This window comes from Burkholderia sp. 4M9327F10 (assembly GCF_005503145.1).
GTDB lineage: Bacteria > Pseudomonadota > Gammaproteobacteria > Burkholderiales > Burkholderiaceae > Paraburkholderia.
On the sequence record NZ_SCNV01000020.1, the window covers coordinates 1 to 21,826 of the forward strand.

At 63.1% G+C, this 21,826-nt stretch carries 23 protein-coding genes; 7 read left to right on the plus strand and 16 right to left on the minus strand.

The genetic code is table 11. The features are described 5' to 3' along the window. Window positions 1-150: 150 nt before the first annotated feature. From glnH to glnQ, 3 genes are all read left to right on the plus strand, one after another. The gene (glnH, locus tag FFS45_RS18925) at window positions 151-903 is read left to right on the plus strand and encodes a glutamine ABC transporter substrate-binding protein GlnH (RefSeq protein WP_137956162.1); all 753 of its coding nucleotides are present in this window, start codon (window positions 151-153) and stop codon (window positions 901-903) included. A 66-nt stretch (window positions 904-969) separates the two neighbouring features. Further along, window positions 970-1,626: a glutamine ABC transporter permease GlnP gene (gene glnP / locus FFS45_RS18930; protein ID WP_137956163.1), complete on the plus strand. Its 657-nt coding sequence runs from the start codon at window positions 970-972 to the stop codon at window positions 1,624-1,626. Continuing rightward, entirely contained in the window at window positions 1,623-2,351 is a 729-nt protein-coding gene (glnQ, locus tag FFS45_RS18935; RefSeq protein ID WP_171029684.1) for a glutamine ABC transporter ATP-binding protein GlnQ, read from the plus strand. The genes glnP and glnQ overlap by 4 nt, the downstream gene beginning before the upstream one ends. Before the next feature lie 75 nt (window positions 2,352-2,426). Here the strand turns inward: glnQ and FFS45_RS18940 are convergent, their stop codons facing one another. The 4 genes from FFS45_RS18940 to edd form a co-directional block, all read right to left on the minus strand. Further along, window positions 2,427-2,921 carry a gluconokinase gene (locus FFS45_RS18940; RefSeq protein ID WP_137956164.1) on the minus strand — a complete coding sequence of 165 codons (495 nt, stop codon included), beginning with the start codon at window positions 2,919-2,921 and terminating at the stop codon, window positions 2,427-2,429. A gap of 10 nt (window positions 2,922-2,931) precedes the next feature. Then, entirely contained in the window at window positions 2,932-4,305 is a 1,374-nt protein-coding gene (locus FFS45_RS18945; RefSeq protein ID WP_137956165.1) for a GntP family permease, read from the minus strand. Between the two features lie 356 nt (window positions 4,306-4,661). Then, a complete protein-coding gene (gene eda, locus FFS45_RS18950; protein ID WP_137956166.1) occupies window positions 4,662-5,303 on the minus strand; it encodes a bifunctional 4-hydroxy-2-oxoglutarate aldolase/2-dehydro-3-deoxy-phosphogluconate aldolase in 642 nt (213 codons plus the stop codon). Between the two features lie 2 nt (window positions 5,304-5,305). After that, window positions 5,306-7,177, minus strand: coding sequence for a phosphogluconate dehydratase (gene edd, locus FFS45_RS18955; RefSeq protein ID WP_137956167.1), 1,872 nt, complete (start codon window positions 7,175-7,177; stop codon window positions 5,306-5,308). Window positions 7,178-7,467: 290 nt separating this feature from the next. Here edd and FFS45_RS18960 point away from each other — a divergent pair, with 290 nt between their 5' ends. Further along, complete coding sequence (locus tag FFS45_RS18960) at window positions 7,468-8,313, plus strand: MurR/RpiR family transcriptional regulator (RefSeq protein ID WP_137956168.1); 846 nt, start codon at window positions 7,468-7,470, stop codon at window positions 8,311-8,313. Here FFS45_RS18960 and FFS45_RS18965 read toward each other — a convergent pair. The 9 genes from FFS45_RS18965 to FFS45_RS19005 all read right to left on the minus strand — a co-directional run bounded on the left by FFS45_RS18965 (window position 8,310) and on the right by FFS45_RS19005 (window position 17,930). Beyond that, the gene (locus tag FFS45_RS18965; RefSeq protein WP_137956169.1) at window positions 8,310-8,726 is read right to left on the minus strand and encodes a CopD family protein; all 417 of its coding nucleotides are present in this window, start codon (window positions 8,724-8,726) and stop codon (window positions 8,310-8,312) included. The genes FFS45_RS18960 and FFS45_RS18965 overlap by 4 nt on opposite strands. Window positions 8,727-8,786: 60 nt before the next feature. Beyond that, entirely contained in the window at window positions 8,787-10,058 is a 1,272-nt protein-coding gene (locus FFS45_RS18970) for a glutamate-5-semialdehyde dehydrogenase (protein ID WP_137956170.1), read from the minus strand. A 190-nt stretch (window positions 10,059-10,248) separates the two neighbouring features. Beyond that, complete coding sequence (holA, locus tag FFS45_RS18975) at window positions 10,249-11,376, minus strand: DNA polymerase III subunit delta (protein WP_137956171.1); 1,128 nt, start codon at window positions 11,374-11,376, stop codon at window positions 10,249-10,251. 47 nt (window positions 11,377-11,423) lie between these two features. Then, window positions 11,424-11,975, minus strand: coding sequence for an LPS assembly lipoprotein LptE (gene lptE, locus FFS45_RS18980; protein ID WP_137956172.1), 552 nt, complete (start codon window positions 11,973-11,975; stop codon window positions 11,424-11,426). An 87-nt stretch (window positions 11,976-12,062) separates the two neighbouring features. Continuing rightward, window positions 12,063-14,654, minus strand: coding sequence for a leucine--tRNA ligase (gene leuS / locus FFS45_RS18985; RefSeq protein WP_137956173.1), 2,592 nt, complete (start codon window positions 14,652-14,654; stop codon window positions 12,063-12,065). A gap of 154 nt (window positions 14,655-14,808) precedes the next feature. Continuing rightward, window positions 14,809-15,240 (minus strand): biopolymer transporter ExbD, encoded by a 432-nt coding sequence (locus tag FFS45_RS18990; protein WP_137956174.1) that lies wholly within the window; start codon window positions 15,238-15,240, stop codon window positions 14,809-14,811. Window positions 15,241-15,410: 170 nt separating this feature from the next. Next, on the minus strand, window positions 15,411-16,073 hold the full coding sequence (locus tag FFS45_RS18995; protein WP_137956175.1) for a MotA/TolQ/ExbB proton channel family protein: 663 nt from the start codon (window positions 16,071-16,073) through the stop codon (window positions 15,411-15,413). A gap of 65 nt (window positions 16,074-16,138) precedes the next feature. After that, window positions 16,139-16,936 (minus strand): 4-hydroxy-tetrahydrodipicolinate reductase, encoded by a 798-nt coding sequence (gene dapB / locus FFS45_RS19000; RefSeq protein WP_137956176.1) that lies wholly within the window; start codon window positions 16,934-16,936, stop codon window positions 16,139-16,141. Window positions 16,937-17,105: 169 nt separating this feature from the next. Then, window positions 17,106-17,930 carry an outer membrane protein assembly factor BamE gene (locus tag FFS45_RS19005; protein ID WP_137956270.1) on the minus strand — a complete coding sequence of 275 codons (825 nt, stop codon included), beginning with the start codon at window positions 17,928-17,930 and terminating at the stop codon, window positions 17,106-17,108. 162 nt (window positions 17,931-18,092) lie between these two features. Here FFS45_RS19005 and fur point away from each other — a divergent pair, with 162 nt between their 5' ends. Further along, window positions 18,093-18,521 (plus strand): ferric iron uptake transcriptional regulator, encoded by a 429-nt coding sequence (gene fur / locus FFS45_RS19010; RefSeq protein WP_074302488.1) that lies wholly within the window; start codon window positions 18,093-18,095, stop codon window positions 18,519-18,521. A 216-nt stretch (window positions 18,522-18,737) separates the two neighbouring features. Here fur and FFS45_RS19015 read toward each other — a convergent pair whose 3' ends face one another. Next, the gene (locus FFS45_RS19015) at window positions 18,738-19,310 is read right to left on the minus strand and encodes a TetR/AcrR family transcriptional regulator (RefSeq protein ID WP_137956177.1); all 573 of its coding nucleotides are present in this window, start codon (window positions 19,308-19,310) and stop codon (window positions 18,738-18,740) included. 115 nt (window positions 19,311-19,425) lie between these two features. Here FFS45_RS19015 and FFS45_RS19020 point away from each other — a divergent pair, with 115 nt between their 5' ends. After that, entirely contained in the window at window positions 19,426-19,806 is a 381-nt protein-coding gene (locus tag FFS45_RS19020) for a DUF4267 domain-containing protein (RefSeq protein ID WP_137956178.1), read from the plus strand. 1 nt (window position 19,807) lies between these two features. Next, entirely contained in the window at window positions 19,808-20,128 is a 321-nt protein-coding gene (locus FFS45_RS19025; RefSeq protein WP_137956179.1) for a DoxX family protein, read from the plus strand. A gap of 26 nt (window positions 20,129-20,154) precedes the next feature. Here FFS45_RS19025 and FFS45_RS19030 read toward each other — a convergent pair whose 3' ends face one another. Together FFS45_RS19030 and alc are read right to left on the minus strand one after the other, a co-directional pair. Then, entirely contained in the window at window positions 20,155-20,688 is a 534-nt protein-coding gene (locus FFS45_RS19030; protein WP_137956180.1) for an ureidoglycolate lyase, read from the minus strand. A 26-nt stretch (window positions 20,689-20,714) separates the two neighbouring features. Beyond that, a complete protein-coding gene (gene alc / locus FFS45_RS19035; RefSeq protein ID WP_137956181.1) occupies window positions 20,715-21,725 on the minus strand; it encodes an allantoicase in 1,011 nt (336 codons plus the stop codon). Between the last annotated feature and the right edge of the window lie 101 nt (window positions 21,726-21,826).

Sequence of the window (21,826 nt, forward strand, 5' to 3'; positions counted from 1 at the left end):
ACATCATTTTTGGTGTAATAGCATTCGTTTTGACAACACATGTTGTGTATCGATCAAACACCGCACCGCATGTTGTTTCACAATCGAAATCGTTGTCGCCAGTCCCCCGTATCGTGGCGGGGGCATCGCCCATCACTGCGGAGAAAACCTATGGGACGTCGTTCCTTCCTGATGTCTGTCGTTGCAATCGCAATGTTCGGCACAAGCATCGCCCACGCGCAAAACAAAGAACTGATCGTCGGCACCGACACTTCCTTCATGCCGTTCGAATTCAAGCAAGGTGACAAATACGTCGGCTTCGACCTCGACCTGTGGGCCGAAATCGCGAAAGACCAGGGCTGGACCTACAAGATTCAGCCGATGGACTTCAGCGGCCTGATTCCCGCGCTGCAGACCCAGAACATCGACGTAGCCCTGTCGGGCATGACCATCAAGGAAGAGCGCAAGAAAGTCATCGACTTCTCGAGCCCGTACTACGACAGCGGACTCGCTGCGATGGTGCAGACCGATAACACGACCATCAAGTCCATCGACGACCTGAACGGCAAGGTCATCGCGGCAAAGACCGGCACCGCAACCATCGACTGGATCAAGGCCCACCTGAAGCCCAAGGAAATCCGCCAGTTCCCGAACATTGACGAAGCGTATCTGGCGCTGGAAGCCGGCCGTGTCGACGCGGCCATGCACGACACGCCGAATGTCCTGTATTTCGCCAACACAGAAGGCAAGGGCAAGGTGAAGCTAGCCGGCGATCCGGTCAGCGGCGACAAGTACGGCATCGGCTTCCCCAAGGGCAGTCCGCTGGTGCCGAAGGTCGACGCAGAACTGGTCAAGCTCAAGGCGGACGGGCGCTACGCCAAGCTTTACAAGAAGTGGTTCGGCTCCGAGCCGCCCAAGTCGTAATCGTCTGAAAACGGGGGCGCGGCGGCCATAGTTGCCGCGCTGCCAGTGAAACAACAGGAGCGGTTTGTGGAATTCGATTGGTCTGTTATCTGGACGGCGCTTCCAGACCTACTGGAAGGCGTGAAGCTAACCGTATTTATTGCATTTGTAGGACTGCTTGGCGGATTCCTCGTCGGCATGATTGCCGGCATGTTTAGAGCCTACGGGCCGGTTGTGCTCAATGTACTCGCTCAGGTCTATGTCGAGCTGATTCGAGGCACGCCGATTGTCGTGCAGGTGATGTTTCTCTATTTCGCCCTGCCCTTGCTGGCGCACATCCGCATCGACGGACTGAGCGCCGCCATCATCGCGATCACGGTCAATTCCGGCGCCTACCTTGCCGAAGTGGTGCGCGGCGCGCTGCTGTCGATTCCCAAGGGGCTGATGGAAGCCGGTCTGGCCATGGGACTCTCCATGCCGCGCGTGCTGCTGAAAATCGTCGGGCCGCTTGCCTTCCGCCGGCTCATTCCGCCGCTTGGCAATCAGTGCATCGTCAGTCTTAAAGACACCTCGCTGTTCATCGTCATCGGCGTTGGCGAACTGACCCGCCAGGGACAGGAGATCATTGCCGGAAATTTTCGTGCGGTAGAAATCTGGACCGCGGTCGCCCTGATCTATCTGGTTCTGACCGGTGTGATGACAATCACGCTGCGTCTCGTTGAAAAGAGGATGCGCATACTATGAGCATGGTCGAATTCCAGGGCGTCTCGAAGAGCTTTGGTCACGTGCCCGTCCTGAAGGACATCGATCTGCGCATCGACAGCGGTGAAGTCGTTGTGGTGGTGGGTCCGTCGGGATCGGGAAAGTCCACCATGCTTCGTTGCATCAACGCGCTCGAAAAGATTACCAGCGGAGAGTTGCTGGTCGACGGCCAGAGCGTCAAGGGCAACGCTTCCGTCATTCGCACCATTCGTCTGGAAGCGGGGATGGTGTTTCAGCAATTCAACCTGTTCCCGCAGATGACGGCGCTCGAGAACGTCATGTTCGGCCCGATTCAGGTACGCGGCTCGTCGCGCACCGAGGCACGTGACCAGGCCATGGCACTGCTGGACAAGGTCGGTCTCGAATCGCGTGCCAATCACTACCCCTCTGAACTGTCCGGTGGTCAACAGCAGCGTGTGGCGATTGCGCGAGCGCTCGCCATCCGGCCCAAGCTGATGCTCTTCGACGAGCCGACCTCCGCACTGGACCCGGAACTGCGTCACGAAGTGCTCAAGGTCATGCAGGATCTGGCAAGTGAAGGCATGACCATGATTGTCGTGACGCACGAGATCGGCTTTGCCAAACGGGTCGGCACGCGTCTGCTGTTCATGGACCAAGGCGGGATTGCCGAAGATGGACAGCCGGGCGAGCTTATCGATAACCCGCCCACGCAGCGGTTGAAGGACTTCCTGAAGCACGTGTCATGAAAAATCCCCCTTGGTATTAGCGAACACCAAGGGGGATCGTGACGGCGAACGGCTTGCCGTCCTACCTGCGAGTCATCACCGAAGCTTCATCTGCTTCAGCACCTCATCCACAATCTCATCCGGCGACAGCTCGATACTCACCGTAATCGCCTCATCCGGGCCCGGCTCTTCCAGCGTATCCAGCTGGCTCTGCAGCAACGACGGATCGAAGAAGTGCCCGGTACGCGCCCCCAGGCGCTCGTGCAGCATTTCGTATGAGCCCTTCAGATAGACGAACACCACATCCTTGTCGCCACCGCGCAGGACATCACGATACGAGCGCTTCAACGACGAGCATGTAAACACCGCCGTCTCGCCCGCGCGCTGCTTCTCCTCGATCGCCGCGCGTATCGTCTTCAGCCACGGCCAGCGGTCCTCGTCGGTCAGCGGAATGCCGTGGTGCATTTTGTCCTTGTTGGCCGCGCTATGAAACGCGTCTCCGTCGGTGAAGCTGCATTGCAGGCGTTCCGCCAGCATTTCGCCAATCAGCGTCTTGCCGGCGCCCGACACGCCCATTCCGATCAGAATCATTCAATACTCCTTACACGACCGTCGCGAGTGCGAAGGTCAAAGCCAAGCCCAATACGGAAATGATGGTTTCGCAGAGCGACCAGGTCTTGAACGTCTGCCCCACCGTCATTCCAAAGTACTCCTTGATCAGCCAGAAGCCACCGTCGTTGACGTGCGAGAAAATCAGCGAACCGGAACCCGTAGCGAGCACGAGCAATTCCGGCGTCACCTGCGCCCCACTGGCCGCCGCGATAGGCGCAACAATGCCGCACGCGGTCGTCATGGCAACCGTTGCCGAGCCGGTAGCAAGACGGATCAGCGCCGCCACCAGCCAGCCGAACAACAGCGGCGACAGATGCGCCGAGGTCGCCACGTTGACGATCTCCTTGGAAATGCCGCTATCCATCAGCACGCGGCCAAAACCGCCGCCGGCGCCGACGATCAGCGTAATCCCCGCAATCGGCGCGAGACAGTCGCCGCAGAACTTCTGGATCTGCGCACGGTTGAAGCCGCGCTGGGCGCCGAAGGTCCAGAAGCTGACCAGCACGGCAATCAGCAACGCCACATCCGAGTTGCCGACGAAGTGCAGCAGATTGTTCGGCAAGGTTTTGGGCGTGAACACCAGGTCCGCCCAACTGCCGATCAGCATCAGGATGACGGGCAGCAGGATCGTGAACAACGTAATGCCGAAACCCGGCAGTTCGCGCTTGCTCGCAGCGTCTTTATTCGCTTCCGCAGACCCGAGAAACTGCGCAGCGAGCGGGTTGTGCTCCGGCAGCTTGATATAGCGGCTGACGAGGAGCGCGAACAGCGGCCCCGCGACGATCGCCGTCGGCACGCCGACGATCAGCCCGTAGGCGATCGTCTTGCCGATATCGGCGTGATACGCCTGGACGGCGAGCATCGCCGCCGGGTGCGGCGGAATCAGGCCGTGGACGACTGAGAGACCTGCAACCATCGGCAAGCCCACCAGCAGCAGCGATTTATTGGTACGCTTGGCGACGTTGAACGCAATCGGAATCAGCAGCACGAAGCCCACTTCGAAAAACACCGGCAAGCCGACGATGATCGCGACGACCATCATGGCCCAGTGAATGTGCTTTTCGCCGAAGCGCGCAATCAAGGTCGTGGCAATGCGTTCCGCACCGCCCGATTCGGCCATCATCTTGCCGAGCATCGTGCCAAGGCCCACCACGATCGCAATGTGGCCAAGCGTGTTGCCGTTGCCGGTTTCGAACGACTTGACGATCGTGTCCATCGGCATGCCGGATACCAGCCCGAGCAGCAGCGAAACGATGATCAGGACGAGGAACGGATAGACCTTGAAGCGCGTGATCAACAGGATCAGCGCGGCGATCGCGATCACCGCGTAAATCAGCAGCAAGCTGCCATGGCTAGCTCCCATGGAGCTCCTCCTTTGTCATTGTTGGTTCTGGACAAAAACGCAAGATACAGATGCTGTCGCGCTGCCTGTCTCTACGTCTCACGCGAAGCCGGACCCTCCCGGCAAATGCGCGGACGCTGAATTTTACTGTTTGTTCGCGTGATGAGCGCGTGAAACGCCCAAGATAAAAAAGGGGCCTCGTTGTCGCAGTCCGAATAGCTGCAACAACGAGGCCCCTTCATATGCAGTCCGCGCTGACATGGCTTATCTGCGCCGTCAGCCGCTTACGCGCACACCAGGCGCATGGCCAACTGCTTGGCCAACCGCATGGCCCACACTGACAACATGCCTCGTGCGCGAATCAACCTGCTGCAGACTCAATGCGCGGGCGCCGCGAGTTCGCTCGCCGCACGGGCGAGACGCGTGACCTCGTCCCAGTTCTGCGCAGCAAGCGCCGACTTCGGCGTGAGCCACGAGCCGCCCACACAGACGACGTTCGGCAGCGCGAGGAAATTGGGGGCAGTTTCAGCCGAGATGCCGCCGGTCGGGCAGAACTTCAGCGTCGGGAACGGGCCGTGAAACGCCTGCAGCATCGGCACGCCGCCCGCTTGCTGCGCCGGGAAGAACTTGACGATCTCGTAGCCCAGCTCGAGCGCGACAATGATGTCACTCGGAGTCATCACGCCCGGCAGCAGCGGCAGACCGGCGTCCTGCGCGGCTTTGTGCATGTCCTTCGTGAGGCCAGGCGAGACGCCGAACTGGGCGCCGGCCTTCTTCGCTTGCGCGCAGTGCTCAGGTTTCGTGATCGTGCCGACGCCGACGACGATGTCTTCCGCCAGTTGGCTCGCACGTTCGATGGCTTCCAGACCCGCCGCAGTGCGCAGCGTGATTTCCAGCACCTTCACGCCGCCCGCGTGCAGCGCACGCGACACGTTCTCGCCCTGTTCAACCGAGTCGAATGCGAGCACCGGAATCACCGGGCCAAGGCGCACGATATCGCTTACTTTCTTTGCCGTCATAGTCAGACTCCTTGTTTCTGCAGCGCGTGGCTTGCGTGAACTTCACCCACCATCGGGCCAAATACCGAGGCGCCCAACTCCGCCGGCGCAGCGGCCGCACGGAACACGCCGAACAGTTCGCGGCCAAAGCCGACTTCGTTTTCCGCCTGATGCTGCGGCACGGCCTCCGGCCGCGCCGCCCATTCGGCCGCATCGATTTCCATGTCGAGCACGCCGGCTTCAGCGTCGATCACCAGCATATCGCCCGTGCGCACCTTGCCGATAGGCCCTTCCAGCAACGCTTCCGGCGACACGTGAATCACCGCCGGCACTTTGCCCGAAGCACCCGACATGCGTCCGTCGGTGACGAGCGCGACATGGAAACCCTGATCCTGCAACACGCCGAGCAGTGGCGTCAAACGGTGCAGCTCGGGCATGCCGTTTGCGCGGGCGCCCTGGAAGCGCACCACGGCCACGAAATCGCGCTTGAGCTCACCGTTGTCGAACGCTTCCTGCACCGCTTCCTGCGAATCGAACACGATCGCGGGCGCCTTCACCTTGCGATGCTGCGCCGCAACCGCCGAGATCTTGATGACACCACGCCCCAGCTTGCCCTGCATCAGACGCAAGCCGCCGTCCGGCTGGAACGGCTCGTTGATGCCGCGCAGCACGGCCGTTTCCTGGCTCTCCGTGACGCCCGGCACCCAGGTCAGCTTGCCGTCGAGCAGCTTCGGCTCTTCAGTGTAGTGATGCAGCCCCTTGCCGGCCACGGTATTGACGTCTTCGTGCAGCAGACCGCCTTCCAGCAGGTTGCGCACGAGGAACGCCACGCCGCCCGCTGCGTGGAAGTGGTTCACGTCGGCCTTGCCGTTCGGGTAGATCTTCGCGAGCAACGGCACGTTCTGCGACAGTTGATCGAAATCGTCCCAATCGATCACGATGCCCGCTGCCCGGGCAATCGCCACGAGGTGCAGCGTGTGGTTGGTCGAGCCACCCGTTGCGAGCAGGGCGACGATACCGTTGACGATCGCCTTTTCGTCGATCACGTGACCGATCGGGGTGTAATTACCGCGCTCCACCGTCAGGTCGAGTACGCGGCGCGCGGCTTGCGCCGTGAGCGCATCGCGCAGCGGCGTGTGCGGGTGCACGAACGCCGAGCCCGGCAGATGCAGGCCCATCACTTCCATCAGCATCTGGTTGCTGTTGGCGGTGCCGTAGAAGGTGCAGGTGCCGTGGCTGTGGTACGCGGCGGCTTCCGCTTCGAGCAGCGCGCCGCGGTCGCACTGGCCGGTGGCGAACTGCTGGCGGATCTTCGCTTTGTCGTCATTGCCAAGACCGCTCGTCATCGGGCCTGCCGGGACGAAGATGGTCGGCAGATGGCCGAATTGCAGTGCGCCGATCAACAGGCCCGGCACGATCTTGTCGCAGATGCCCAGGCACAGCGCCGCGTCGAACATGTTGTGCGTCAGCGCGACCGCCGTGCTCATCGCGATCACTTCACGCGAGAACAGCGACAGTTCCATGCCCGCGTTGCCTTGCGTGACGCCATCGCACATCGCCGGCACGCCGCCCGCGAATTGCGCCACACCGCCGTTTTCACGAGCGGCCTGCTTGATGAGGTCGGGGTAATTTTTGTACGGCGCGTGCGCGGACAGCATTTCGTTATACGACGACACGATGCCGATGTTCGGCTCGCGGATCTGCTTGATCACGAGCTTGTCATTGCCTTCGAGGCCGGCAAAGCCGTGCGCGAGGTTTGCGCAGGACAGCGCGCCGCGCGCCGGAAACCTGCCTTGAGCCTGATCGATACGCGCCAGGTAGGCTGCGCGAGTGGGCTTGCTGCGCTCGATCACGCGTTGCGTGACCTTGAGCAATTGCGAATGCGGGGAAACCATCGGAGCTCCTTCGTCGCTGGCTCGGGCGAACACGCGCAGGGCCAGGTGGGGATCGCGGGGACGTCGGACTGAGCCGACGTCAGGATATTAGTAGAAAAACTACATGACCGCAACATCGACGATCTCAACTGCAACGGTGTTCGTCCTGCGCCGCAGTGCACCATCTGGCGGCGCTATCGCCTAAAATCACAAAACCTAGGGAATACACCTACAGCGCGAAATGTAGTTTTTGTACAAATCCGGCGATGGGCTATAGTCCACGCATCTTTCAGCATAGTGCGAGTTTTCCAATGATGCTGTCCCAGGTGGCAGAGATGCGCGAGCAGTTGCGCCCTTCCGAACGCAAGCTGGCGGACTACGTAATCGAGGCGCCGCGTGAGGTGCTCGATCTGTCGATGAACGAGGTGGCGGCCCGCGCGGGCGTGAGCCAGCCGACCATTGCCCGCTTTTGCCACGCGCTCGGCTTTTCCGGTTTTCGTGAGTTCAAGATCCGGCTCGCGCAGGGCATCGCGGCAGAGGTGCCGGTCGTCTACCGTGACGTCCGGCCCGATGAGCCAACGCCCGGCGTTGCCGCCAAAGTGCTCGACCGGACCATCGGCGCGCTGATCCAGGTGCGCAACAACCTGTCGTCAGACAGCGTGGCGGCGGCCATCGCGTTGCTGGCGCAGGCGCGGCGCATCGAGTTTTACGGCGCGGGCGGCTCCGGCATTGCGGCACTCGACGTGCAGCACAAGTTCTTTCGCCTCGGCATGCCGAGCGTCGCTTATTCAGATCCGCACACGTTCCTGATGTCGGCGCCGCTGCTCGGTGAAGGCGACGTGGTAGTCGCGATTTCGAACACCGGGCGCACCCGCGACATCATCGATGCGGCGAAGTCGGCGCTCGCCGCCGGCGCCAGGGTGATTGCCATCACGCACGGCAATTCGCCGCTTGCGCGGCTCGCCACCGTAGGCCTCTTTGCGAACGTGGATGAGGATACAGATATCTTTTCGCCGATGACGTCGCGCGTTTCGCATCTGGCGATCGGCGACATTCTGGCGGTGGGGGTGGCGCTGAGCCGGGGACCGGAACTGGTGGAGAAGATGGCGCAGGCGAAGGAAGTGATCAACCGCAGGCGGGTCGATCCGCACGCCTAAAACGGCTTCAACACCACCAGCGCCACGGCCGCCAGCATCCCCAGCACGGGTAGCTCATTGAACATCCGATACCACTTGTGCGAGCGGCGATTCTCGCCACGCTCGAACGTGGCGAGGAGCCGCCCGCAAGAGAAGTGATAGACGATCAGCAGGACCACGACGCCGAGCTTCGCATGCATCCAGCCCTGCCCACGCCCGATGCCAATGACGAGCCACAGCCATAGCCCGCACGCGAGAGCTGGAAAGGCGATAAACGTCATGAAGCGATAGAGCTTGCGCGCCATGATGAGCAGGCGCGCCGTGGCCGCGGGTTCGGTCTCCATCGCCAGATTGACGAAGATGCGCGGCAGATAGAACAGGCCGGCAAACCAGGAAGCAATCAGAATGATGTGAAACGTTTTTACCCAGAGCATCAGCGGCCCTCGTGCGATGTGTTGTCGTTATTGCCTGATGTCACGTAGCGACCTCGGGGTCTACTGCCGCCCCTCGCCGTGCCCCAGCACAACGTATTTCAGCGACGTCAGTCCGTCCAGCCCCACCGGCCCGCGCGCATGCAGCTTGTCGTTCGAGATGCCGATCTCCGCGCCAAGGCCGAACTCGAAGCCATCAGCGAAACGCGTCGACGCATTGACCATCACACTCGCCGAATCCACTTCGCGCAGGAAACGCATTGCGCGGTCGTGATCTTCGGTGACGATCGCATCCGTGTGGGCGGAGCTGTAGGTGTTGATGTGTTCAATGGCCGCATCGAGCCCGTCGACCACCTTGATCGCCAGCACCGGGGCAAGATATTCGGTACGCCAGTCTTCCTCGATCGCATCGACCAGCGGGCCGACGCGCGCCGCTTCGAGCACCTCACGGGCGGCCGGATCGACGCGCAGTTCCACTTCCTTGCCGCGGTACAAGCGCCCCAGCGGCGGCAGCACTTCATGCGCAATATCGCGCGCCACCAGCAGCGTTTCCATCGTGTTGCAGGTGCCGTAGCGGTGCGTCTTCGCGTTGTCGCAAACGGTCAGCGCCTTCGCGACATCTGCGCGATCGTCGACATACACGTGGCAGATACCGTCGAGGTGCTTGATCATCGGCACGCGCGCCTCTTCCATCAGACGCGCAATCAGGCTCTTGCCTCCGCGCGGCACGATCACGTCGACAAATTCCGTCATGGTGATCAGCACGCCCACCGCCGCACGATCGGAAGTCGCCACGACCTGCACCGCGTCCTGCGGCAAGCCCGCCGTCTCCAGACCCTCGCCGATCAGCTTTGCCAGCGCGGTATTGCATTCGAGCGCTTCCGACCCGCCGCGCAGGATCGTTGCATTGCCTGACTTCAGGCACAGCGCGGCGGCGTCGATCGTCACATTGGGACGCGATTCGTAGATGATGCCAATCACGCCGAGCGGCACGCGCATCTGACCGACCTGAATGCCGCTCGGGCGGTATTTGAGGTTGCTGATCTCACCAATCGGATCCGGCAGCGCCGCGACCTGGCGCAGGCCCTCGACCATCGTCTTGAGCGCCTTGTCCGACAGCGTCAGGCGGTCGATAAAGGCGGCGTCGAGCCCCTTCTCGCGCGCCCGCGCCACATCGCGCGCATTGGCTTCCTTCAATTGCGCCGCCTCGCGTTCGATTGCGCGGGCCACCGCTTCGAGCGCGGCGTTTTTCGCCGCCGTCGACGCGCGCGCCATCGCACGCGAAGCGTGACGGGCGCGGCGGCCGAGGTCGGTCATGTACTGGTCGATATCCATGGTGATTCTCGTGGTGCCGCGCGCGTCTTCGACACGCGGCGGGCAGGCAGAATTAGCGAAAGATCAAACGATTGTAAGTCGGGTTGACGCGGCTTGCTCGATGCGCAGTCAACCAATGCTCACGGAAAGACGGCCGGCTGGCTCATGCTGCGCCCGGCACGACCGCAGCCGCCGTCACACGGAGTCTGGTTCAGACTGGCCTGCGCGCGGGTGCAGCAGGTGGCCTTGGCCGGCCTGGCAACCCGGTTGGCCCAGCCGCGGATTTCGCCGGCGAAGCCACCGTCATCGCCAGTTCGAACAGCCCGTCCCATGGATCGGGCGGTGGATCGTTGCGATGATTGCCCGGCGTACCGCCGGACAGTCCCTTCACCTGACGGTCGAGTCTGGCCGCGAGGGCAAGCGCTTTTTCCAGCGCCGTCTCGGTCACGCGGGAGAGCGCCGGTCCGATCAGCCGTTCACGCGGCCCCCACACGCGGTTCTCGCGTGTGAGCATCGCGAGCGGCTTGCCGGCCGCGACACCGCGTTTGATGCGCAAGAGCGTGCGCACTTCCTCGACGACCGCCCACAGCACCAGCACCGCGGCCTCGCCTTCGCCGCGCAAGCCGTCGAGCATGCGTGCAAGCCGGCCAACATCGCCCGCCAGCATCGCTTCATTCAACTTGAAGACGTCGTAGCGCGCCACATTGAGCACGGCGTCCTGCACCTGCTCAAAGCTCAGCACACCAGCCGGGTATAGCAGCCCGAGCTTCTGGATTTCCTGATGCGCGGCAAGCAGGTTGCCTTCCACGCGCTCTGCAATGAACTGCAGCGCGCGGCGGCCTTCCTCTCCAGCGGCGACGCGCTGGCCTTGTTGCGACAACCGTTGACCCACCCAGTTCGGCAACTGCGCGCGCTCGACCGGATCGATTTTCAGCGCCACACCCGCCTCGGACAGCGCGGTAAACCACCCTGCCTTTTGGGTAGCGGAGTCGAGGCGCGGCAGCGTGATCATCGTCAGCGCATCCGGATTCACCGCGTCGGCGAGCGATTTCAGCGCATCGGCGCCTTCCTTGCCCGGCTTGCCCGACGGAATCCGCAGCTCGACCAGTTGTTTATCGCCGAACAGCGACATCGACTGGCTCGCGCCAAGCAGCGAACTCCAGTCGAAACCACGCTCGACCGTGAACACCGTGCGGTCGGTATAGCCGGCCGCACGCGCCGCCGCACGGATGCGATCGCCGGCTTCCTGGGCGAGCAGGTGCTCGTCGCCGTACACGACGTACAGGCCGGCGAGTCCCTTCGCGAGGTGCGTTTCGAGCGCGTCAAGTCGCAGTTGCATGGCTACACGTCAACAAGAATGGCGGGAATGGCGAGCAGAGCGCGCGTTCAAAGCGGCGGCGGCGGCAGCGGAGCGCGCGGCGCCACGGCTGGCGCACCCTGGCCCGGCGCCGGATGCAGCGAATGCACCACGGCCAGACGGCGCGTCAACTGATCGACGGCATCGTTCTGCATGTCCGCGAACAACAGGTCCGATTCCGCGGATTTCGCCTGTGAGTACTGATCGCTATAGGTCATGGCGCGATTCAGGGAGATCACACTGCCCGGAATCAACACCGTACCGTCCGCACCAAAGAGCGTGTAGTTCAGCGAGTAATTCATTTGATATTCTTCGACGACGCCGAGCGAGTTCATCGTCAGCACGCTGGTGCCGCGATTTTCGGAAACACGCAAAACCGCGTCGGCGTTGGCCGTCGAATTGACGATCACGGTGTCGCTGCCGCCCTGTACCTGGCGGCTCAGACGTCCCATAAGCGAGGCCGGTGCCCCGACCACGGCAAGCCGCTTGAACGGATAGTCCTGCTGGCCGCGTAGCTGGAAGCCACAGGCAGACAACACCATCACCCCACACGCCAGCGTCAAAAACGATCTGCGAGTCACATTAGCTCCTGGTTCGCAGTAAATCCTGTCCTACCTGGGCGCGCCGCCGCGACCTGCGACGGCGCCCCGCTCATTTCCGGCCGAGCCTCAGACAACAACATTCACGAGACGGCCCGGCACGACGATGATCTTCTTCGGCGCATTGCCTTCAGCGAACTTGACGAACATCTCGTGAGCGAGCGCAGCCTGCTCGATGGCATCGCGCGGCGCATCCTTCGCAACCTTGACCGCACCGCGCACCTTGCCGTTCACCTGCAACACCAGTTCGATCTCGGCCTGTTCCAGCGCCTGTTCGTCGACCTTCGGCCACGGTGCGTCGAGCAGCGGACCAAATTCGGCGGCATAGCCGAGTTCCTGCCACAACTGGAAAGTGGCGTGCGGCACGACCGGGTACAGCACGCGCAGCAGCACACCGTAGCATTCGCGCAGCACGGCCGGGTTGGCACCCTTGGCGCCGTCGAGTGCGTTGAGCATCTTCATCGCCGCCGACACCACCGTGTTGTACTGCAAACGCTGGTAGTCGAAGTCGGCCTGCTTCAGCACGCTATGGATTTCGCGGCGCAGCACCTTGTCGGTCTCCGCGAGTTGCGCGGCGTCGAACGAAGCGCGTTCGCTCAAGGCCGCTTCGTTCGCATGACCGAAGCCCCACACGCGGCGCAGGAAGCGGCTCGCGCCTTCCACGCCCGCACCGGACCATTCGAGCTGCTGCTCGGGCGGTGCGGCGAACATCACGAACAGACGCGCGGTATCGGCGCCGTACTGGTCGATCAGCACCTGCGGATCGACGCCGTTGTTCTTCGACTTCGACATCTTCTCGACGCCGCCCAGCACCACCGGCTGACCGTCTGCAAGCAAAGTGGCGCCGATCGGGCGGCCCTTGTCGTCATGCGTGACGGTGACGTCTGCCGGGTTGTACCAGGTCTTCTTGCCCGCTTCGTTTTCGCGGTAGAAGGTTTCGTTCAGCACCATACCCTGCGTCAGCAGGTTCTTCGCGGGCTCGCTGAAATTGACGAGGCCCATGTCGCGCATCACCTTCGCCCAGAAGCGCGAGTACAGCAGGTGCAGGATCGCGTGTTCGATGCCGCCGATGTACTGGTCCATCGGCGCCCAGTAGTCGGTGCGCTCGTCGACCATGGTCTTTGCATCCGGCGCCGCATAGCGGTAGAAGTACCACGACGAATCGACGAACGTGTCCATCGTGTCGGTTTCGCGCTTTGCAGGCGCGCCGCACTTCGGGCACGTGCAGTTCACGAACGCTTCGGACTTCGCGAGCGGATTGCCCGTGCCGTCCGGCACGAGGTCTTCCGGCAGCACGACCGGCAAGTCCTGCTCGGGCACCGGCACGTCGCCGCAAGCCGGGCAGTGGATAATGGGAATCGGCGTGCCCCAGTAGCGCTGGCGCGAGACACCCCAGTCGCGCAGACGGTAGGTGATCTGCTTGTCGCCGAGGCCGAGGTCCTTCAGGTCGCTCGCAATTGCATCCACGGCCTGCGTGTAGGTCATGCCGTCGTACTTGCCGCTGTTGATCAGCGTGCCGTCCTTGTCGCCGTACGATTCTTGCCAGGCATCGGTCGAGAATGTCTTGCCTTCGTGCGCCACCACCTGCTTGACCGGCAGGCCGTATTTCTTCACGAACGCGAAGTCGCGCTCGTCATGAGCGGGCACGCCCATCACGGCGCCTTCGCCGTAGCTCATCAGCACGTAGTTGCCGATCCACACTTCGACCTGCTCCTGCGTCAGCGGATGCGTGACGTAGAAACCGGTGCCCATGCCCTTCTTTTCCATCGTCGCGACATCCGCCTCGGCGACGCCGCCGCGCTTGCATTCTTCGATGAAGGCCTGCAGTTCCGGCTTGTCCTGCGCAAGACGCGTGGCGAGCGGATGCTCGGCGGCCACGGCGCAGAAGGTCACGCCCATGATCGTGTCGGCGCGCGTGGTGAACACGCGCAGCACTTTCTGCTCGCCGTCGATCTCATACGGGAAGCCGAAGTTCACGCCGAAGCTCTTGCCGATCCAGTTCTGCTGCATGATCTTGACGCGCTCGGGCCAGCCGAGGCCTTCGAGGTCGTTCAGCAGTTCGTCGGCGTACTGCGTGATCCGCATGTAGTACATCGGGATCTCGCGCTTTTCGACCAGCGCGCCCGAGCGCCAGCCGCGCCCGTCGATCACCTGCTCGTTGGCGAGCACGGTCTGGTCGACCGGGTCCCAGTTCACCGTGCCGGTCTTCTTGTACGCGATGCCCTTTTCGAGCATCTTCAGGAACAGCCACTGGTTCCACTTGTAATAGTCCGGGCTGCAGGTGGCGACTTCGCGCGACCAGTCGATGGCGAGGCCCATCGACTGCATCTGCTTCTTCATGTACGCGATGTTCTCGTACGTCCACTTGGCCGGCGGCACGTTATTGGCCATCGCGGCGTTTTCCGCCGGCATGCCGAACGCGTCCCAACCCATCGGCATCAGCACGTTGTTGCCGTTCATCCGCAGATAGCGGTACATCACGTCGTTGATCGTGTAGTTGCGCACGTGCCCCATGTGCAGCTTGCCCGACGGGTACGGCAGCATCGAGACGCAGTAGAACTTGGGCTTGTCGGCGGATTCCGTTGTCTTATAGGCGTCGCTGGCGCGCCATTGCCCTTGCGCGGCGGATTCGACGTCGGAGGGAACGTATTTTTCGTGCATGGTGTGATGGGATCGCTGGGTTCGGTGCTTTCGCACCGGGCCTGGTGCTCTGCTTGATGAAATGGCGTCGTTTCCCCGTCTGCAGGGGAAAAGATTGATTATACCGTTCGCTGCGGGGTCTGCCGCGCACCGGGCGGCAGGGCTACTGTGGCTTTTAGTGGTTCACCGCGGGCGGCGGCGGGTCCGTCACAAAGCCGATCCGCTCGAGCCCCGCCTGCTGCGCCGCGCCCATCACCTGGGCGATCACTTCGTAGCGCGTCGAGCGCTCGGCGCGTAGCTGGATCTCAGGCTGCTCCTGCTGCTTGCCCGCTTCGGCGAAGCGTGCGCGCATCTGCTCGAGCGTCAGGGCGTTGCCGTTCCAGTAGATCTTGCCGGCGGCATCGATTGAAAGCGTGACGGTCTGCGGCGTCTGGCGCGCCGGCTCGGCGGCGACCTTCGGCAAATCGAGCCGGATGGCGTGCGTGAATAAAGGCGCGGTAATGATGAAAATCACCAGCAGCACCAGCATCACGTCGATCAGCGGGGTCATATTGATCTCCGCCATCGGCGCCGCGGTTTGCCGTTTTTCGAGTCCGCCGAATGCCATGTCGAGCTCCTGCCTGAGTGATGCTTGAATGGTGCCTGAGTGATACCTGAGCAACGCCGGCTTAACACCAGATTAACGCTGACGCGCCCTGAACTGGACCGGGTCGGACCGGAGCGCCTTGAGTCGGACCGGGCTGGCCTGAACCGCCCTGATCCGGCCAGCGGAACCGCTCAGGCGGGCGCGCAGACGTAGGCGTGCAAGTCGTGCGCGAAGCCGTCCAGTTCCTCGGATAGCTGTCGCACCATCCGGCCAAGCACGTTATAGGCGAGCACGGCGGGAATCGCGACCACGAGGCCGAAGGCCGTCATGATGAGCGCCTCGCCGACCGGTCCGGCGACGTTTTCGATCATCGCCTGGCCACTCGCGGCAATGCTGCCGAGCGCGTGGTAGATGCCCCACACGGTGCCGAGCAAACCGACAAACGGCGCGGTGCTGCCCACCGACGCCAGCAGCACCTGGCCGAACTCGAGCCGCCGCTGGGAGGTGGTCAGCGCCTGGCGCAGCGCCCGCAGCACCCGTTCGCTGCGCTCGACGCGCGCGAGCAGGACGCCGGGGATATCCGCTTCGGCGACGTGCAAGGCGGCTTCGGCTAGCGGCGTGAAGACCCGCTCGCTATCGACGCGCCGCAACGCCGCGACGCCGTCCGACAAGGTGGGCGCTTGCCAGAACTGGGCAATCGCGCGCGCCGACTGGCGCTTTGCGCGGCCCAGCATCCAGCTCTTGACGATCAGGAAGCACCAGCTCGCCACCGACATGGCCAGCAGCAGATAGGCTACGCCATGGGTGATCGTGTCGCTGGATTGCAGGTAGTGAAGAATGCCGGTGCCTGCCATTGGACCTCGCTGTCGAAAACTGTGCGCAGCGCGGGCTTGCCGCGCACGCTGAACGGAATGCGCGCTCAGCGCAGACCGAGCACGTCCTGCATGTCGAAGAGACCATTTGCGTGGCCTTCGAGGAAGCGCACCGCGCGCAACGCGCCCTGTGCATAGGACAGCCGGCTCGCCGATTTGTGCGTAATCTCGATGCGCTCGCCAATCCCCGCGAACAGCACCGTATGGTCGCCGACGATATCGCCGCCGCGGATCGCCGAAAAACCGATGGTGGACGGATCGCGCTCGCCGGTGACGCCTTCGCGGCCGTACACCGCGCAGTCGTCAAGGTTGCGGCCAAGCGCCCCGGCAATCACTTCGCCCATCGCCAGCGCGGTGCCGGACGGCGCGTCGACCTTGTGGCGGTGATGCGCTTCAATGATCTCGATGTCGTAACCGGTTGCGAAATGGCGCGCGGCGTATTCGAGCAGCTTCAGCGTGACGTTCACGCCCACGCTCATATTGGCCGCAAACACGATGCCGATCTTTCCGGCAGCGGCGTGCAGTTGCGCCTTCTGCTCGCTGTCGAAACCTGTAGTGCCGATCACCATCTTGACGTTGTGGCGCTGCGCAGCCGCGAGGTGCGTCAGCGTGCCCTCAGGGCGCGTGAAGTCGATCAGATAGTCGGACTCGGCAAACACCTGCTCGATGTCGTCCGTCAGCAGCACCCCGGTCTGCTTGCCGAGGAACGCTCCGGCATCCTGGCCGAGTTGCGCCGAACCGGCGCGGCCGAGTGCGCCGGAAAGCCTGACGCCAGAATCGTTCAGGACGGTTTCGATCAGCATGCGGCCCATACGGCCCGATGCACCGGCAATGGCAATGTTCATGGCAATCAATGTACGAAAGACGGCGCACAGGCGGCGCCATCTGCGCCGCCGAAGGCGCCTAAACGGGCGCCAGATCGGGCACCGCCGCGGGCGCCACGAAAGGCGGAAACAAACACAAATGACGGGCTCGCGCGAAGCACGCGGCCCGTCATTGTCAGGGACAGCGTATTTAGCTACCCGTTCCCGAAGCCGCCGGCGACGACGTCAGAGGTGCGTTGTAGGTCGGTCCGTTGCTGCTCTGCGAGCCGGCCGGTGCCGGTCCAACCGGGTTCTCCTGCGGCGTACCCGGCACCGTGGGCGGCGGCGGACGCGTGAACTGGAACTGCGGTTGCCCAGGCGTCGTGGTGCCTTGCGGCACGACGCCGCCGTTCACGGTCGGGGCACTGGCCCGCGCCGACGACGTGATCTTGCCGGCCGGCGCCTGCACCGCGTCCGTGGCGCGGTTGGCCGCCTGCGCGGCCTCGGCGTTCGGATCCATGGACTGCGCGGCCGCCGCGGCGGCGTCCGGCGGCGTGGCCGCTGCCGGCGCAGCAGCGGCTGCGGCCGCAGCCGAGGCGGCAACCGGCGCACTCGCAGCCGCTACCGGAGCGGCCTTCTTGCCACGCTTGTCACCGTCGATTTCAGCGAGCAGTTCGAGGTTGGACGGCAGATCTTCGCCACCCGACCAGCTCGCGACGCGCTCACCCGCGAAATTCACGACGAAGTCGCGCTGCTGCACCACGCTCGTGTTGCCGCGCTTGAAATAGAACACGTAGTCCCAACGGTCGGCGTGGAACATGTCCGCGAGGAGCGGCGTGCCCAGCAACTGGCGCACCTGGTCGCGCGACATGCCGACCTGCATCTGGGCAGCCGCCTCAGCCGAGACGAAATTGCCCTGCACAACGGTAATCCGATATGGCGTGATGCTTTGGGCGATTCGCTGCGTTACGCTGTCATAGGTCGAACATCCGGCAAGCACCGCGACAGTCGCTGCAGCAATCAAGGTACCCCGCATGCGGCTCCCCCGGTAGATCAATAGAGATTTTGAAATCATTTCACTCACCGTGCGGGCCCTGCCAGTGGCGAGCCGCGCGAGTTTCATTGCATCGAAGATGACCTGAACAGCGAAAACACATTACTATTAGAACCCTGCATTGTACTCTAGGGATCCCTTGCCATGACCAATCCAACCGATCTGAAAAATATCGGCCTCAAGGCGACCCTACCGCGCCTCAAAATTCTGGAGATTTTCCAGCACAGCCCGGTGCGTCACCTGACCGCTGAAGATGTCTACCGCAACCTGCTGCACGAGGAACTCGATATCGGTCTCGCTACCGTGTACCGCGTGTTGACGCAGTTCGAACAGGCCGGGTTGCTGTCGCGCAGCAACTTCGAATCCGGCAAAGCCGTGTTCGAACTGAACGAAGGCACCCACCACGATCACCTGGTGTGTATCGACTGCGGGCTGGTCGAGGAGTTCTTCGACCAGGAAATCGAATCCCGCCAGCAAGCCATCGCGAAAGAGCGCGGTTTCAAGCTGCAGGAACACGCACTGGCGCTGTACGGCGCCTGCACGAAGGAAAAGTGCCCGCACCGTAAGCACTGATGGCGGGCATTATCGTCGCGCGCCTTGAGGTTCGCGAGCCTCGCAGGTAAGAAAGAGAAACCCGGTCGTCGAAAGCGGACCGGGTTTTTTTACAGCCACGATGATCGAGACGCCGTTGCAGGGGGTGCCAGGCGCCTCGCTGAGCAGACGCCACGCGGTAAAAAACCGTAACCGCCATGGCGAGCGGAACGGTGGGCGGCCGCGGCAGCAAGCGTGCTATCGCGCATCGACAAGTGCTCGAACAACCAGTGCGATGCGTGCATCACGCGCGCTGGGCCTGATTCTGCCTGACCGTTCAAGTTCGACGAGCCCATGAAGGGCTGCCCAAAAAGTCTCGGTCGCGGCCTCTACATCGACGCAAAACGGCGCTACGGCCGTCGCAAGCGCTTCGAAACCAGCCCGCAGTTCCGGTCTGGTTTCAGCTTCAGCGAACCGCAGATCGGTCGGCAGCACGAACATCGCCTCGTAGAGTGCGGGACAACGGAGCGCAAAGCCGAGATAGGCCATGGCGACACTCTCGAGGGCGTTTCGTTGTCCGGTCGATCCACGCGCCGCTTCCTGAAGAGCCACCGCGATCTCCTGGAAACCCTCGACTGCAACGGCCGTAACAATCGCATCCCTGTTTTCGAAATGCGAATAGAGGACTGGCTGGCTATATTCAATCTCTTCGGCCAGGCGGCGAACCGTTACGGCATCCCATCCGTCGCGCTCGGCGATTACACGCGCCGCCGCGATAATGCGCGACTCGCGCTCAGCCCGTTGCCTGCCTTTACGCTCGGCGATACTCAACCTTCGATCTCCCTGACCAGGATGGCCGACATGTCTTGCGATGATACTGAGGCTTGATAATCTAGCAATGCTAGATTATATTCTATCGCCATGACATCAGACATAGGACGCTGCGATGCATGGGCTTGCGATCGGACTGGCGCTGTTCCTGGCTCTCGCGATCATCGCGATCGGCACCCAGTATCTTGTGAACCCAAGGGCCGCGACCCGCAGTTTCGGCCTGCCGCTTCCTGAAAGCGGCGCCAACATCGCCTGGTGGCTCCGCCTCAAGGGTGTGCGCGACATTGCGTCGGGATTGGCGGTACTGGCGTTCATGGCATGGAGCACCCCTCTTGGGGTCGGCATCATGCTGCTTGTGGAAGCCGTTATCCCGGTCGGCGACATGCTGGTCATTCTTGGAGCGAAAGGCTCCACCAAAAGCGCCTTCGGCATGCACGGCGCTACGGCCGTGCTTATGGTCTTAACAGCTGTTTTCGTGATGATTGGCGGGCACTGAGATGGTCAATACTCTTTCTGTCTGGCTCCTCGTTGCCGGCTTCCTTGGCGCAGGCCTCGTTAATGCGATCGGCCCCGCCGCAACGCGAAGCGATTTCGCCCGGTGGGGTTACCCGCGCTGGTGGGGCCGTTTTACCGGCGGACTGGAGATGGTGAGCGCCGTTCTGATTGCGCTTCCGGTCAGCCGTGTTGTCGGCCTCGCGCTTGGGGCGGCAATCATCGCGGCTGCGGTTTTGACCGTTCTGCGCCACCGCGAATTCAAGCACCTCGCGCCACTCGGCGTCTTTGTTGCCGTGATCGCGCTCGCAGGAATCTCGTCCTGAGAACCGGGAGCCGCTCCAGCACCCGCTCACCCCACGGCCGGCACGGGATCAGGCGCGATCACACCGCCCGGCCCGCCTACCAGCCGCCATGTTTCCGCCAGAGCAAGCTCGTCGCAATTGGGCTGCGTGCCGCCGCGGTCCACCACTACAAAATCACTAACCCTTTCTAGTGCGAGCAGCGGGTGGTGCCAGACCCCTTTTGCGTAGTTGACGCCCTGCCAGCCTTCGGTCCAGAACGCGCGCATCTGCGCCGGATCGAACTCGCCCGCCGGCGCCACCACGACAAGGTAGCTCGCCGCCGCAAGCGGAAGGAAGGCCTGGCTGCCGAGCGGGTGACGCTCCATCATGCCGATCTCGACCGGCAGCGCACGCGGTTGTGCACGAAACAGGTTGATCAACGGCCGGCCGTCCTGCCCCGCTATATCGACCTTCGCAAGATCGTGGTAACGCTCGGTCGTGCCGCCGTTGATCGGGAAGTGGCGCGCGCCGTCCAGTTCGATCACGTCGCCGAACGGCGCGAAGGCCGCGCGCGTCAGGCGCTCCATCTGCAGGGTCTTCATCGCTGCGTCTTCCTTGCTGTCTGCCGTTACGCCAGCTCGCCCCACAGACGCAGGCGCGAGACGCCGCCGTCCGGGAAGATATTGAAACGCACATGGGTGACCGGACCGAGCGAGGCCAGTTCGGCTTCGAACGGATGAACATGGTCCATCTGCAGCTTCTGCTCGCCCATCAGCACCGGCCAGAACATCGCCTGGGTGATCAGCGAGTCGTCCGTGCCACCCGTCACGCTCGCTGCCTGCAGCGAGCAGCGATCGGGGAAGTTACCCTTGAAGTAAGCCGTGTCCACTTCGACCTTGCGAATCACGCCTGGCCGCGCCAGCGCGACAATCGCCCAGTCGTTGCCCGGCTCGCGGCGGCGGCGCGTTTCCCAGCCGTCGCCCATGTTGACGCCGCGTCCCGGCATCAGCATCTGCGAGGCGGGTCCGAAATGCTGGTTGTTCGCGGCAACGAGGTAAGCGCCGTTTTCGATCGCGGCCAGGTCAATGAGGCTGCCGTGCTCGACGCGCTCCCAGTCGCGCTTCGGCTGCCCGTAGACACGCAGGCGGGCCAGACCGCCGTCCGGGTACAGGTTCACGCGCAGGTGCGTAAAGGCGCGCGCATCGCTGACTTCGACATAGTGGTGTTGATTGCCTTGCAGCGTCATCGCCGGTACGACCACTTGCCAGTCGGCGTTGTCGGGCGGAATCTCGCTGTCGGCGTAGCAGCCCTCCAGAGACGCCGCCGGCGGGAAATTGCCGGTGAAGTGGCTCGTATCGAGGTCCACGCCATGGATCACGCCCGGCCGCGCGAGCCGGACCACGCAGTAGTCGTGTCCGGTGGTGCGCTTGCGGCGGGTCTCCCAGCCGTCCATCCATTTACCGTGATCGTCGTACTTGCCGGGGATGAACACCGCCGGCTGCGGGTCGAGCATGCGCTCCTTGGGCGCGAAGAACTCGTCGCTGGCATAGAGCGCCTTCGCACCGAGGCGCGGGTCGGCCAGATTCATGTAACGGCGCGTGAAGGCGGGAGCGTTGGGGTCGAGGATCAGAGTAGCCATGGTCTCGGTCTAACGGTAAGGAGGTGGAAGCCGGCGGGCGCGGCAACCTTGGTTGCCTGTAGTGCTTGCTGCGTCCGCCGGTTGGGTGGTGTGCTGGCCGG